11 protein-coding genes are annotated in these 14,522 nt (G+C 66.4%); 7 read left to right on the plus strand and 4 right to left on the minus strand.

The window, feature by feature from the left end:
- The first annotated feature begins 51 nt into the window (after positions 1-51).
- Together DVS29_RS07110 and DVS29_RS07115 are read left to right on the plus strand one after the other, a co-directional pair.
- Positions 52-912, plus strand: coding sequence for a LysR family transcriptional regulator (locus tag DVS29_RS07110; RefSeq protein WP_118179744.1), 861 nt, complete (start codon positions 52-54; stop codon positions 910-912).
- 229 nt (positions 913-1,141) lie between these two features.
- The gene (locus DVS29_RS07115) at positions 1,142-3,493 is read left to right on the plus strand and encodes an EAL domain-containing protein (RefSeq protein ID WP_118179745.1); all 2,352 of its coding nucleotides are present in this window, start codon (positions 1,142-1,144) and stop codon (positions 3,491-3,493) included.
- Positions 3,494-3,595: 102 nt separating this feature from the next.
- Here the strand turns inward: DVS29_RS07115 and DVS29_RS07120 are convergent, their stop codons facing one another.
- Positions 3,596-3,916, minus strand: coding sequence for a hypothetical protein (locus tag DVS29_RS07120; RefSeq protein WP_118179746.1), 321 nt, complete (start codon positions 3,914-3,916; stop codon positions 3,596-3,598).
- Between the two features lie 317 nt (positions 3,917-4,233).
- On the opposite strand from DVS29_RS07120, the gene DVS29_RS07125 reads away from it, so the two are divergent.
- Both DVS29_RS07125 and DVS29_RS07130 read left to right on the plus strand, forming a co-directional pair.
- Positions 4,234-4,461 (plus strand): hypothetical protein, encoded by a 228-nt coding sequence (locus tag DVS29_RS07125; RefSeq protein WP_118179747.1) that lies wholly within the window; start codon positions 4,234-4,236, stop codon positions 4,459-4,461.
- Positions 4,462-4,614: 153 nt separating this feature from the next.
- On the plus strand, positions 4,615-4,797 hold the full coding sequence (locus DVS29_RS07130; protein ID WP_118179748.1) for a CsbD family protein: 183 nt from the start codon (positions 4,615-4,617) through the stop codon (positions 4,795-4,797).
- Positions 4,798-5,241: 444 nt separating this feature from the next.
- On the opposite strand, the gene DVS29_RS07135 is transcribed toward DVS29_RS07130, so the two are convergent.
- Positions 5,242-6,045, minus strand: a complete 804-nt coding sequence (locus DVS29_RS07135; RefSeq protein WP_118179902.1) for a bestrophin-like domain — start codon at positions 6,043-6,045, stop codon at positions 5,242-5,244.
- 259 nt (positions 6,046-6,304) lie between these two features.
- On the minus strand, positions 6,305-6,532 hold the full coding sequence (locus tag DVS29_RS36835) for a hypothetical protein (protein ID WP_124800611.1): 228 nt from the start codon (positions 6,530-6,532) through the stop codon (positions 6,305-6,307).
- Positions 6,533-6,793: 261 nt separating this feature from the next.
- Here DVS29_RS36835 and DVS29_RS07140 point away from each other — a divergent pair, with 261 nt between their 5' ends.
- A complete protein-coding gene (locus tag DVS29_RS07140; protein ID WP_118179749.1) occupies positions 6,794-8,266 on the plus strand; it encodes a circularly permuted type 2 ATP-grasp protein in 1,473 nt (490 codons plus the stop codon).
- Positions 8,267-8,353: 87 nt separating this feature from the next.
- Positions 8,354-9,415 (plus strand): alpha-E domain-containing protein, encoded by a 1,062-nt coding sequence (locus tag DVS29_RS07145; RefSeq protein WP_118179750.1) that lies wholly within the window; start codon positions 8,354-8,356, stop codon positions 9,413-9,415.
- On the opposite strand, the gene DVS29_RS07150 is transcribed toward DVS29_RS07145, so the two are convergent.
- Complete coding sequence (locus DVS29_RS07150) at positions 9,412-10,674, minus strand: zinc-binding metallopeptidase family protein (protein WP_240655507.1); 1,263 nt, start codon at positions 10,672-10,674, stop codon at positions 9,412-9,414. The genes DVS29_RS07145 and DVS29_RS07150 overlap by 4 nt on opposite strands.
- A gap of 245 nt (positions 10,675-10,919) precedes the next feature.
- On the opposite strand from DVS29_RS07150, the gene DVS29_RS07160 reads away from it, so the two are divergent.
- Complete coding sequence (locus DVS29_RS07160) at positions 10,920-14,486, plus strand: transglutaminase family protein (RefSeq protein WP_118179903.1); 3,567 nt, start codon at positions 10,920-10,922, stop codon at positions 14,484-14,486.
- The last annotated feature ends 36 nt before the right edge of the window (positions 14,487-14,522 follow it).

Below are 14,522 nucleotides of genomic sequence, written 5' to 3' on the forward strand. Positions count from 1 at the left end.
ACCCCACCAGGTGCGTTGACTGTTATCGCCATTGGCGATAACAATGCAGGCATGCTCAATCCCGTCTGGCTCCGCTCCTTCGCTACCGTCGCGGCGTGTCACAGCTTCACCGAAGCGGCGCGCCAGCTCGGCCTCACGCAGTCGAGCGTTAGCGAACACGTGCGCCGGCTCGAAGAGAACGTCGGCCGGCGTCTTTTCAAGCGCGATACGCATTCGCTCGCGATTACCGCGGACGGCGAAGCGATGCTCGCGCACGCAAGCCTGATCCTGCAGGCGATGACCCGTGCGGAATCGCAGTTTCGCGGGCCGCGGCTGAAAGGCCGCGTACGCCTCGGTTCCTCCGACGACGTCGCGCTCGGCCCGCTGCCCAGCGTGCTCGCCGCGTTCCGCAACGCGCATCCGGACGTCGAGCTCGAAATCACGATCGGCATGACCGGCCGCCTGTATGAACTGCTCGACGCGGGCTCGATCGATCTGTTCGTCGGCAAGCGGCGGCTCGGCGACCGGCGCGGCGTGCCGCTCTTCACCGCGCGGCTCGAATGGCTCGCCACCGTCGGCACGCTCGTCGATCCGCAGCAGCCGTTGCCGCTGATTCTCGTCGCGGAGCCGAGCGTGACGCGCGCGGTCGTGCTCGACGCGCTCGCCGAAGCGGGCTTCCGCTGGCAGATCGTCTGCACGAGCAGCAGCCATGCCGGCTGTATTGCCGCGGCGCGCGGCGGGCTCGGCATCACCGCGCGGCCGCAGTACCTCGCCGCGCGCGGCCTCGTGCCGCCCATCAACGCAAACGAGCTGCCCGCGCTGCCGGACGTCGAATTCATCGCGATGGCCGGCAAACGGCTGAGCCGTCCGGCCGGCACCTTGCTGCGTTTGCTGCAGGACAGCGATCTGCGCGGCGCGTGGGTCGGCGAATAACCGCACCTGATGTCACGTAGTGGCGCGTAAAGGCGCATCGCAAAGCTTTCGCGCGCCACATTGACCACATACCAGGATTTCGACCGCGATTGAAGCGGTGTCTCGTTGCGCCCGCATATAAATTTGATTCATGATGCCTGGCGCGACTTAACCTTTCGTGACCGGGGCCGATATACAAAGGCTGCGCGTTTGTCCTCCCTGTCCCATCTCGCGGATTTCACCCGTCGATATGCTTTCTCCGTTAGCCCATCACGCGGCCACCGTGGAGTTCAACCGCCGTTTTCACAAACGGTCGCTCGAGCATCAGCGTCCGCTGTCGCGTTTCACGATGGCGTTCACGGTGCTCGCCTATCTGCTGTTCGTGCTGGCGCGCGAGCTGGTGAGCGGGCCGGCCCTGCCGCTCGGCTGGCGTCTCGCGTGCGCGGTGGTGCTGGCGCTGCTGGTCCTCGCCATTCCTTACACGCGCACGACGCTGCAGTTCGGCTGCGTCGGTTTCGCGTACACGCTGATGCTGCAGCTCGGCCTCGCGCTGAACGTGGTCGGCGTCAATGCGCCGCTGTTGTGGGCGCTGCCGGCCGCGGTGCTGATTCCGGTCTGTGCGGGGCCGCTGTGGCTGACGCCCACGCATTTCTTCGTCGGCACGGCACTGTTCTGCGCCGCGGGTTTGCCGCTCGTATTAGGTATCGAGCCGACGCGCGACGTGCGCGTGGTCGGCTGGATGTGGCTGATGATCTCGCTGCCGACCGCCGCGGTGTTCCACTTCGGCTTCTACTGGTTCCGGCGCAACCATTTCCGCCTCGAAGATCGCCTCGCGCGACTCGCCGCCACCGATCCGCTGACCGGCCTGCGCAACCGCCGCGCGTTCATGGAGCAGGCGGACGAGCGGCTTGCCGGAATCGGCCATGATGGCGCGCGCGGTGCGCTGCCGATGAGCGCGATTTTCGTCGACATCGATCACTTCAAGTCGCTGAACGACCGCTTCGGCCACGCGGCCGGCGACCAGACGCTGCAGGACGTCGCCCGTGCGCTGACGAAGCACGCAGGCCCGCAGGACAGCGTCAGCCGGATCGGCGGCGAAGAGTTCGCGCTGCTGCGCGAAACCGATCTGCAGGGTGCGGTCGACTTCGCCGAGGAACTGCGCGCCGCGATCGGCACGATCCCGCGGCCGGACGGCATGCTCGCCGCGAGCTTCGGCGTGGCCGAGCATCGCCGCGGCGACAGCATCATGACGCTGCTCGATCGCGCCGACACCGCGCTGCTGCGCGCGAAGCACTCAGGGCGCAACCGCGTGTGCGCCGAACGCGAGATCGTCGCGGGACCGCGGGTGCCGGTCGCATCGCCGGCGGGCGCACAGCACGCGGATATCACGCAGCCGCTCCGTCAGCAATGGGCGGAATACTGGCTCACGTCGCATTTCCAGCCGCTCTACAGCCTGTCGCACCAGAAACAGGTCGGTTTCGAGGCGCTGCTGCGCGGCGAACTCGCGGACGGCACCCGCGTGCCGCCCGCGATCCTGTTCGCGCAGAAGACGTTCAGCAACGAAGGTGCGCTCGACCGCGCGAGCCACGGCCTGCATCTCGGCAACGCGCGGCGGCTCGTGCCCGACGATGCGTGGGTGTTCGTCAACATCCTGCCGGCCAGCTTCATCGCGCACGACTACGCGGACGAACTCGCGCGCGTCGCGCAGGAGGCCGGCATCGCGCCGCAGCGGATCGTGCTGGAGCTGCTGGAATCGCACGGCGGCAGCGTCGACGAAATGTCCCGCGCGGCGCAGCAGTTTCGCGAGCACGGCTTCCTGATCGCGGTCGACGACTTCGGCGCCGGCCATTCGAATCTCGATCGCCTGTTCCGCATCCGCCCCGATCTCGTCAAGCTCGACGGCGAACTGATCCGCGCGACGAGCCCCGGCGCGCGCAAGCCGGTGCTGCCGAAGCTCGTGTCGCTGCTGCATCACGCAGGCATGCTGGTGGTGGTGGAAGGCGTGGAGACGAACGAGGAACTGGTGCTCGCGGTGGAGTCGAACGTCGACTTCGCGCAGGGCTATCTGCTCGGACGGCCGGAAGCGACGGTGCCGTCGCCGAAGGAGGCCGAAGCGCGCATCGACCATGCGTTCGATGCGATCGCACAGGGCCGCATGCGTCAGCACGCCACCTTCGAGGCGCAGGTGCAGAGCTATCGCAAGGCGCTGATCGCGGCGGCGAACGGGCTCGCGAACCAGGCGCTGCCAGGCGAAGCCTTCGCGACGCTCTGCGCGCTGCCGCATTGCATCAGCTGCTTCATCCTCGACCCGACCGGACGGCAGATCGGACCGGATATCGCGGGCGCGGCGGCTACGCTGGCTGGCACGTCGCTGCATCCGGTCGCGGATCCGGCCGAAGCGCGCTGGGACCATCGGCCGTATTTCCGCAACGCGGTGCTGCGTCCCGGCGTGCCGGTCACGAGCGCGCCGTACCTGTCGCTTGCGAGCGGCCGGCCGTGCGTCGCCGTGACGATGGCGATCGAACTCGCCGGCGCGCGTCGCGTGATCGGCACCGAGCTCGACTGGTCGAAGCCGGATCTGCCGTGGCCCGCGGGCGAGTGAACTGCGTTGGCCACGGTGGTGTTAATGCCTGGCCACTGCGGCGTGGTCACTGTGGCCAGGTCACCGCGGCCCGGCCACTGCGGCGTGGTCACCGCGTCGATGTCACTGCATCGCCGCCGGCGGCGCGCTGCGCACGCCGGCGAGCGCCGATCCATAACCGCCCGATTCCGCGTTGTTCGGCAGACCGTTGACGAGCTGCGCACGCGGATCGACGGGATTCAGGTTCATCTCGCCGGCCTGGCGGTTGCCGTGGGTCGGATATTCGCTGCCGATCGGCGCGTTCGGCATCAGCGTCGGGCTGTTGGCGGGTGTGGACAGATCGTCGGCGGGCGACGGGCCCATGCCTTGTGCGTGAGCCTGCGCGAACGCCGCGCAGAGCGACAGCGCGAGCGCGCCGCGAACGATGGTGTGCAACGTCTTCATGATTCACTCCTCGGCGCGTCGGGGCACGCGCAGTTGACCGGAAGGGCCTCGATCGAGTCTAGACCTGCAGGCCCGGCCTCGCTGTGAGATGGGCAGGCGGCCGGGGACTCCTGCACAGATACGTTCGGTTTGCGCCGGGGGATGCATCGCCGTGAAGTCGAGGACACGGGTCGCTCTCGATTGTGCGGGCGCTGCGAAGCGCGCTATAAACATCGGCAGATCGGGGCGTCGACCACGCCCGGTACGATCACGCGCCGCGCACGACGCAGCGCGCCACTCATGAGACAACGGCGACCGAGACGCCGGGGAGACACGGCATGACACCGGAAAAAATGCTCGCGCTGTTCGAGCGGCATTACCTGGCGGGCAAGACCAACGCCGAAGTCGAGTACACGTGCGCGGGTTTCGCGTCATGGCTCGCAGGGGCGTGGGAGCGGCTCGGCGAAGACGAACGCGCGGTGCTGACGGGCGTCGGCGCGACGCTCTGGCGCGAGGGCTACGAGCGCAGCAACAGCAACCGGAGCGCGACGAAAGATCTGTGGTGAGCGGCTGGCCATGACGTGTGCTGCTGCGAGATCGTTGCGGCCCGGCAACGCGAATATCCGTTGAAACGCATGCTCAGGCACACCGGATGCGCGAACGAAGAGGCCCGCGCACATGCGCGGTCGTGACTTCGAGCCACTTTCAAGGAGCCGCTCATGAACAAGGATCAGGTGAAGGGCGTTGGAAAACAGGTGAAGGGCAAGGCCAACGAGATGGCCGGCAAGATGACCGGCGACAAGGCCCAGGAACTGAAGGGCGACCTCCAGCAAGGCGCCGGCAAGGTGCAGAAGGCCTACGGCGACGGCAAGGAAGAGGCGAAGAAGGAACGGCATCACTAACCGTTGACGGTCTTCGGACCGTCGATCGCCGGTGGATGCGGATCATGCCTCTTCGTGTCCGCCGGCCCGCCGAATACAACGATTTTTCCGCCACGCCAAAAACGCATCGGGCATACAGGAAAACCACGATTGGCGGGTTCGCAACCCGCGGCTAGGATGTAACCAAACGTAACGAGGTTTCGTCAGGCTTTTACAACCACAACGAAAACCATCGACGGGGTATCACCAGCAGAACCGGACCAACAAGCAGTCAACAGCAGTACCAGTACGACGAACAATGACTACGGGGACCACTAGACGGGGCCACGCAGGGGATCCGACGTACAGGATGACGCGGCGACCACGCCGCGCATAGGATGGATGGCCGCAGTGCGAACTGCCGTCATCCATTTTTTTTGCCTGCTGTTTTTGCCTGCATTCGGTGGCCGAATTCAGTGGCCGAATTCAGCGGCTCAAATGCACGAGCGCATCGCGCATCGGTTCGCTCGACACGACGATCGGCCCGGTGAACGGCGTATCCAGATCCACGATCACATAGACGGCCGACGCTATGGAAAGCGCGCCGAGCGTGATCATCACCAGCGCAAGCGCATTGCGCGGCGCGATCAGCCCGAAGCTCAGAAAGATCACGATCAGCCAGAACGCGAGCGTCACGAAGAACGGCTTCGAGATCGTGCTGTGCGCTTCCTCGATCAGCTTCCAGCGTTCCTGCACCAGCCGGTCGAAGCGCGCGATGCATTCCTGCAGCAAACCCGCGTGATACGGATCGGCCGGCTTGATCTGCCGCAGCTTCAGCTGCATCGCGTCCAGCAGATCGCCGAGCGAGGTGTTCTCGAGTTCGTTGCGCATGCTGTCCGGACCCACGCGGTGCGGATAGTAATCCCCGGCGGGCGGCGGCTCGTCGGTCCACGTCGAGGCGATCGCGGCCGCGGTGTACGCGCGCAGCGCGGCGCGCGCGCCGGCCGCATCGTCGCCGTAGTTGCGCAGGCTCGTGTCGAGCTGGATCAGGTCGGCGGCATACGTGCGAAAGTCGTTGCCAACGGTATCGAAGCCATTCTTCGCGGACGCCGTCATCAGGCCCAGCACCAGCGCCGCGAACGTCACCAGCATCGTGATCACGAGCTGGATCAGCTGGACAGTCTCGTGCGCCTTGTGCTCCTCCGGCAGCAGCGGACGCACCAGCACGCCGAGCGCGGTGCCGCCCAGCAGCAGGAAGAACACGAGCAGCGCGGAGCCGATCTCGAACATGCCCATCCCGTCAGGACCCTCGATGCCGCTTTAGACGACGGTCAGCGGCGACAGTGCGCATTGTTCTGCGGCGCGCGCCGCGTCGCAACACTGTCAAACCCTCATCCAGTGCACGCGGGTGCGCGACGCGCACAGCGCTGGTGCATCGCGGGGCACCGAGTTGACACTCATGGACGCGCGGCGCCGGACGTGATCCACTGTGATGCGGCTTCCAGCCGGGCTTTGCGTGGGCGGCGACGCGTTTCGCGACATCGTCGTTTCATCGCGCGCTGGCATGCTCATCGGCATGGAAGTTGCATTGGGGCAGTAACGCCTGGTTGATCTGTTTTCGCCGTGGCGGCCGCGCTTCGCAGGTGCTCTGGACGACCGTCCCGTGGCACCGGTCGGCGCGATCGCGCGACGCATTGCAGCAGCATGCACTCGCCTTGCGCCGGTTTGCGGCGGCGGCATCGGCATGCACGCGTTCAGGATCGGGCGATGAAGTCATGACTGGCCGTCTTCTGGCAGTGCGGACTATTCGTGCTACCCGAGGCCTTGCCCGAACCGAACCGCGTATGTTGATTTACCCCGTCGATCCGCCCGGCAGCGAAGGGCAGGTGTGAGGGCAGCCACGCGAGTTTCAGCGACGTGTCTGCGCAGGCTGTTGCGAGCGAACCGATAGCGGTTGCAGTGGAATCGTTATCCAGGCGCAACCCGCGGGCGCAACCCGGCGGCCACGCTGGCGTGCACATCACATGGGATACCGGTTATGACGCAAGCTTTCTTCAACGAGATGTTCGAGCGCTCCGATCTCACCGCTGCCGGCGTGCCGTGCGGCGAGTTCCCGCAGGCGGGCGCGCCGCGATCCCACTATCACGACTTCTTCGCGTGGCTAAGCGCGCAGAGCGAGCAGCGCATCCGCAACAAGCGCGCCGAAGCCGACCTGAACTTTCGCCGCGTCGGCATCACGTTCGCGGTGTACGGCGCGAAGGACGAGACGGGCGTCGGCACCGAGCGCACCATTCCGTTCGACGTGATTCCGCGCATCTTCCCCGCGCACGAATGGCAGGCGCTCGAACGCGGGCTGCGGCAGCGCGTGAACGCGCTGAACCTGTTCATCAAAGACATCTATCACGAGCAGAACATCGTGAAGGCCGGCGTGATTCCGGCCGAGCAGGTGCTGAACAACGCGCAGTACCGGCCCGAGATGCAGGGCGTGAAGGTTGCGCGCGACATCTACGCGCATATCGCCGGCATCGATATCGTCCGCGCGGGCGAGGGCGAGTTCTACGTGCTCGAAGACAACCTGCGGGTGCCGTCGGGCGTGTCGTACATGCTCGAGAACCGCAAGATGATGATGCGGCTCTTCCCCGAGCTGTTCGCGCGCAACCGCATCGCGCCGGTCGCGCATTACCCCGACCTGCTGCTCGATACGCTGCGCGCCGCTGCGCCCGCGGGCGTCGACAATCCGACCATCGTCGTGCTCACGCCGGGCATGTACAACTCGGCGTACTTCGAGCACGCGTTCCTCGCGCAGCAGATGGGCATCGAGCTGGTGGAAGGCCACGATCTGTTCGTCGATGGTGACTATCTGTACATGCGCACCACGCAGGGGCCGCAGCGCGTCGACGTGATCTATCGCCGCGTGGACGACGACTTCCTCGATCCGCAGGTGTTTCGCGCGGACTCGGCGCTCGGCGCGGCCGGCATGATCTCGGTCTATCGCAAGGGCAACGTGACGCTGTGCAACGCGGTCGGCACCGGCGTCGCCGACGACAAGTCGATCTACCCGTACGTGCCCGACATGGTGAAGTTCTACCTCAGCGAAGAGCCGATCCTGAACAACGTGCCGACGTACATGTGCCGCAAGGCCGACGACCTGCAATACACGCTCGACCACCTTCCCGAGCTCGTCGTGAAGGAGACGCATGGCGCGGGCGGTTACGGCATGCTGGTCGGGCCGGCGTCGACGAAGGCGGAGATCGAGGCGTTCCGCGCGGCGCTCGTCGCGAATCCGGACAAGTACATCGCGCAGCCCACGCTGTCGCTGTCCACCTGTCCGACCTACGTCGAAGCGGGCATCGCGCCGCGTCACATCGACCTGCGGCCGTTCGTGCTGTCGGGCCACGAGGTGAGGATGGTGCCGGGCGGACTCACGCGCGTCGCATTGCGCGAAGGGTCGCTCGTCGTCAACTCGTCGCAGGGCGGCGGCACCAAGGACACCTGGGTCATCGAGCGCTGAGTTCGCACGGCGCTTTCGAAGCGCTTCGCGAACCGCCGCGATGATCGAGGCCACGCATACCAATCAGACCGTCATTCAGGAGTCGCCATGCTGAGCCGTACCGCCGACCATCTGTTCTGGATGGCCCGCTATACCGAGCGCGCGGAAAACACCGCGCGGATGCTCGACGCCAACTATCAGATGTCGCTCCTGCCGCAATCGGACGAGTACGCGGAAGCCGGCTGGCGCGCGATGCTGTCCATCTCCGAGCTGACCACGTTCTACGCGTCGGTGAAGAGCGGCATGAAGAGCCGCGACGTGATCGACTTCATGTCGCGCGAACAGACCAATCTGTCTTCGATCGCGAGCTGCCTGCGCGCCGCGCGTGAGAACGCGCGTGCCGTGCGCGGCTCGATCAACACCGAGCTGTGGGAAACCATCAACACGACGTGGCTCGACTCGCAGCGTTCGCTGGGCGAAGGCATTCTCGAACGCGATCCGGCCGAGTTCTTCGAGTGGGTGAAGTTCCGTTCGCATCTGTCGCGTGGCGTGCAACTGGGCACGATGGCGAAAGACGAAGCGTTCTACTTCATGCGCGTGGGCACTTTCATCGAACGCGCGGACAACACCGCGCGGATTCTGGACGTGAAGTTCGAGATGCTCGAACAGGGCGACGACGTGCCCGCCGAATCGCTTGACTACTATCACTGGTCCGCGGTGCTGCGTTCGGTGTCGGGCTTCGAGATCTATCGCAAGACCTACCGCGACGTGATCACGCCGGAACGGGTCGCCGCGCTGCTGATTCTCAACCGCGACTGGCCGCGTTCGCTCGCGGCGAGCATGGAAGAGGTCCAGCAGATCGTCGCGCGCGTGAGCCGCGGCCGCTCGGTGCGTGCGGAACGTCTTGCGGAACGCCTGAGCACCGAACTGCGCGACGGCAGCGTCCGCGAGATTCTGCGCGGCGGCCTGCATGCGTACCTGAACGAGTTCCTCGCGCGCGTGAACGAACTGGCGAGCACGATCAGCCAGGACTTCCTGCTGCCGATCGCGCCGGAGCCGGAAGCCGCGCAGACGCAGACGCAAACGCAGGACGGCGTTGGCCAGACGCAATCGCAGAACGGCATGAGCCAATCGCAGACACAAACGCAGACGCCATCGACGGCGCCCTAGCGTTTCGCGCCGGCATGCGTGAGCACGCGATGCACGAAGCGCAGCTTGTCGATGACGGGCGGCGCGAGCGTGAACGGGTAGCCGTCCTGCATGCCGAGGCTACGGTTCAGGCTGTTGAGCACGTAGGTGAGCGGAAACCAGCGCTTCATCAGGTTATCGAAGCTGGCTTCCTCGACAGGCGTCTGATCGGTCAGCGTCGGCTCGTGCGGCGTATCCGGCACGAGCGCGAGACCGCACGACGCAGCCGTATCGAGCGTATCGACCATATGCAGGTAATGAGCCCACGTTTCGGCCCAGTCCTCCCACGGGTGCATCGTCGCGTACGCGCTGACGTATTGCAGCGCCCAGTCGGGCGGCGCGCCCGTTTCGTAGTGCCGCGCGAGCGCCTCGCCGTAATCGGCGCGCTCGTCGCCGAACTGCCTGCGGAACGGTTCGAGCCAGCGGGTGCCCGCGATCAGGCGGTCGAAGTAGTAATGGCCGACCTCATGTCGGAAGTGGCCGAGCAGCGTGCGGTACGGCTCGCCCAGTTCCGAGCGGGTCTTCTCGCGCTGCGCGTCGTCGGCTTCGACCACATTCAGCGTGACGACGCCGTCCGCGTGACCCGTCATCACATGTTCGCCATCGGGCGTGTTTTCGAGGAAGTCGAACTGCAGACCGTGCTCGGGATCCTCCGCGCGCGATTCCACCGGCAGGCCGAGCGCGAACAGCGTGTACAGCAGCCTGCGCTTCGCCGTCTCGAGCCGGTACCAGTAGAGGCGGTTTTTGCCCAGGTCTTTTCCAGCGTCGTTGCCGGACTCGTCGCTGGCGTCGAGATTCGGGATCGTGCGCGTCAGCTGACACGCGCGGCACAGCGTGGCGTCATCGTCGGCGGGGATCATCCAGTTGCAGACGTTTTCGACCGCGTAGTTGTGGCACTGCCGATACGCGGCGGCGGGCGCGTCAGGGTGCAGGCTCGTCCAGCGTGGCGTGGGCGGGCTGAGTGGCGGGCTGCTGGTGTCGGGCGTGGCTTCGGCGGTGGTTTCGTCTGCGTTGTTGGCGACGGCGGGCGGGGAATCGGGCGGGGCGTTGTTGCTTGCGTCGGCCGCATGGTTCGCATCGTTCGCGGAATTCACGGAATTCGCGGCTTCAACGGGCGCGGGTTCGAACGCGCTGATCTCGCCCAGCTCCGGCACGTAGCCGAGCAGCGCGCCGCATCTCTCGCACTGGATGTTCTCGAAAAACACGAGGTTGTCGCAGCGGTTGCAGTGAAAGGTCTTCATCGCGTCGTCGCTTCGCAGAAAGGTGAGTGCGCTCGTGCGGTGTGCAATGCGCGCCATGTCCGCCGCACGCGCGGCGTGCACGCGAACCGCAAACTTCATGCCGCGCAGTGCGTGCGTCACGGGCAGTGCGCGTCTGATCGTACGCATCGATCGTGTCACGCGGCGCATCCATCGCGAAGCACGAACGTCCAGTCCAGTTTCCGTTTTCCAGCGGCGTTCGCGCCGTTTCATTCGAGGAGTGCAGTGTGTCCATCCGCGTCGCATTGAACCACGTCACGCATTACCACTACGACCGCCTGACCGGACTCGGGCCGCAGGTGGTCCGGCTGCGCCCGGCGCCGCATTGCCGCACGCCGATCCTGTCGTACTCGATGCGCGTCGAGCCGGAGCAGCACTTCATCAACTGGCAGCAGGACGCATTCGCGAACTATCAGGCGCGCCTCGTGATTCCCGAGCCGACCCGCGAGTTCAAGGTCACTGTCGACCTCGTCGCGGAGATGGCGGTCTACAACCCGTTCGACTTCTTTCTCGAACCGTACGCCGAAGCATTCCCGTTTGCCTATCCGGACGAACTCGCGCACGAACTCGCGCCGTATCTCGTCAAGCGCGAGATGACGCCGCGCTTCAAGGCCTTCGTGGACAGCATCGACCGTTCGCCGAAAGCGACGATCGACTTTCTCGTCGAACTGAACCAGCGGCTGCAACACGACATCCGCTACCTGATCCGGATGGAGCCGGGCGTGCAGACGCCGGAAGAGACGCTTGAAAACGCGTCCGGCTCGTGCCGCGATTCGGGCTGGCTGCTCGTCGAAACGCTGCGTCAGCTCGGCCTCGCCGCGCGCTTCGTGTCGGGTTATCTGCTGCAACTCGCACCGGATACGAAATCGCTCGATGGCCCGAGCGGCACCGAAGTCGATTTCACCGACCTGCACGCGTGGTGCGAAGTCTATCTGCCGGGCGCCGGCTGGATCGGTTTCGATCCGACCTCGGGGCTGCTCGCGGGCGAGGGCCACATTCCGGTTGCGTGCACGCCGGAGCCGGGCAGCGCCGCGCCGATCGCGGGCGCGCTCGACGAATGCGAAGTCGAATTCGCGCACACGATGACGATCACGCGCGTGCTGGAAACGCCGCGCGTCACGAAGCCGTACACGGAAGAGGACTGGGCGAACGTCGTCGCGATGGGCCATCAGGTGGATGCGGATCTGCGGGCGATGGACGTGCGCCTGACGATGGGCGGCGAGCCGACCTACGTGTCCGTGCGCGACCGCGACGCAGCCGAGTGGAACACCGACGCGCTCGGCCCGACCAAACGCGGCTACGCAGTCGCGCTGATGGACAAGCTGCGCTCGCGCTATGGCGCGAACGGCTTCCTGCATATCGGCCAGGGCAAGTGGTATCCGGGCGAGCAGCTGCCGCGCTGGGCGCTGTCGCTGTTCTGGCGCGCGGACGGCGAGGCGTGCTGGCATGATCCGAAGCTGTTCGCGGACGAGCGCGACCCCGGCAGCTACACGTCGGAAGACGCGCAGCGCTTCATCACGCATCTGGCGGGCAAGCTCGCGCTGGACCCGGGCTTCGTGCAGCCGGGTTACGAAGACACGTGGTACTACCTGTGGCGCGAGCGCCGTCTGCCGGTGAACGTCGATCCGTTCGATTCGCGTCTCGACGACGAACTCGAACGTGTGCGGCTGCGCCGCGTGTTCGATGCGGGTCTGCCTTCGGTGACGGGCTACGTGCTGCCGCTCGGGCGAGAAGCGAACGTGGCGATGCAGCCCGCCCGCTGGGTCAGCGGCCCGTGGTTCTTCCGCGACGAGCGCATGTACCTGATTCCCGGCGATTCGCCGATGGGTTACCGGCTGCCGCTCGATTCGCTGCCGTGGGTCACGAAGACCGACTACCCGTACCAGCACGCGCACGATCCGTTCGCGCCGCCGGCGCCGCTGCGCAGCGCGTCCGAACTGCGGATGCAGTACGCGAACGACGAGGCGCTCGGCGTGGTTGGCGAAGAGGCGGGCGTATCGCGGGAGTACGCGGTGGCACGCGCGGGCGCGGGCGCCGTGGCGCTCGCGGAAGGCGGCAACGGCGATGACGGCGGCGTCGGCACGGCGCTCGGTAGCGAAACGGGCACCGGCAACGCAGCCGAACGCGCGTCATCGTCCCGCGACAGCACCACCTGGACACCACCTCGGCGCGGCGAATCCGCGGCGAACATCACCCGCACCGCGCTGTGCGTCGAGGCGCGCGACCCGGCGCGCGCGGCCGGCCCGAAGGTCGAGGCCGACTCGTTCGGCAGCGGCAAGAAGCTGCTGCACGTGTTCATGCCGCCGCTCACCGAGCTCGACGACTACCTCGACCTGCTCGCCGCCGTCGAAGCGACGGCCGCCGAGCTGAAGATGCAGGTGATCGTCGAAGGCTATCCGCCGCCGCGCGACCCGCGCCTGAAGATGCTGCAGGTGACGCCCGACCCCGGCGTGATCGAGGTGAACATCCATCCCGCGTCGAACTGGGACGAGCTCGTCGATCACACCGAATACCTGTACCAGTCCGCGCACGAGTCGTATCTGTGCCCCGAGAAGTTCATGCTCGACGGGCGGCACACCGGCACCGGCGGCGGCAACCACTTCGTGCTGGGCGGCGCGACGCCCGCGGACAGCCCGTTCCTGCGCCGTCCCGATCTGCTCGCGAGCCTGATCGGCTACTGGCTCAATCACCCGTCGCTGTCGTACCTGTTTTCAGGGCTTTTCATCGGGCCGACGAGCCAGGCGCCGCGCGCCGACGAAGCGCGCAACGACCAGATCTACGAGCTCGAAATCGCGTTCGGCGAACTGCAGCGCCAGCTCGATCTGCTGGGCGGCGTGAGTGCCGCGCGAGGCGACAACGCGCGCGTGCAGCCTTGGCTGATCGACCGGATCCTGCGCAACCTGCTGATCGACGTCACCGGCAACACGCATCGCGCCGAGTTCTGCATCGACAAGCTGTATTCGCCCGATGGCCCGACCGGACGTCTTGGCCTGCTGGAGCTGCGAGGCTTCGAAATGCCGCCGCATGCGCGCATGAGCCTCGTGCAGCAGCTGCTGCTGCGCGCACTCGTCGCGACGTTCTGGAACAAGCCGCACACGAAGCGCCTGACGCGCTGGGGCACCGAACTGCACGATCGCTTCCTGCTCGGCACCTTCGTGCAGATGGATTTCGACGACGTGCTCGCCGATCTGCGCGAAGCCGGCTATGCGTTCGATCCGGCCTGGTTCGCGCCGCACTTCGAGTTCCGCTTCCCGCACGTCGGCGAGCTGCACACGCAAGGCATGTCGCTGACGCTGCGCAACGCGCTCGAACCGTGGCACGTGATGGGCGAAGAGGGCGCGGCGGGCACCACGGTGCGCTATGTCGATTCGTCGGTGGAGCGGCTGGAGGTGCGCGTGCTCGGCCTCAACGACAACCGTCACGTGGTGACCGTGAACGGCGTGCCGTTGCCGCTGCAGCCCACCGGACGCGTGAGCGAGGCGGTGGCCGGCGTGCGCTATCGCGCGTGGACCCAGCCGTCGTCGCTGCATCCGACGATCGGCGCGCACGCGCCGCTCACCGTCGATATCGTCGACACATGGACCGGCCGTTCGATCGGCGGATGCCAGTATCATGTCGCTCATCCGGGCGGGCGCAATTACCAGACCTTCCCGGTCAATGCCTATGAAGCCGAGAGCCGGCGCCGCGCGCGCTTCTTCACGACCGGCCACACGCCTGGGGCCGTGAAGGTCGGAGACGCGGAGCGCAGCCTGGAGTTTCCGTTCACGCTGGACCTGCGCCGCGCGGTTTCATGAACCCGACCCAACGCCGCACTGCTTTGAGGTAAGACC

This window comes from Paraburkholderia phosphatilytica (assembly GCF_003443895.1).
In the GTDB taxonomy this organism is placed as follows: domain Bacteria; phylum Pseudomonadota; class Gammaproteobacteria; order Burkholderiales; family Burkholderiaceae; genus Paraburkholderia; species Paraburkholderia phosphatilytica.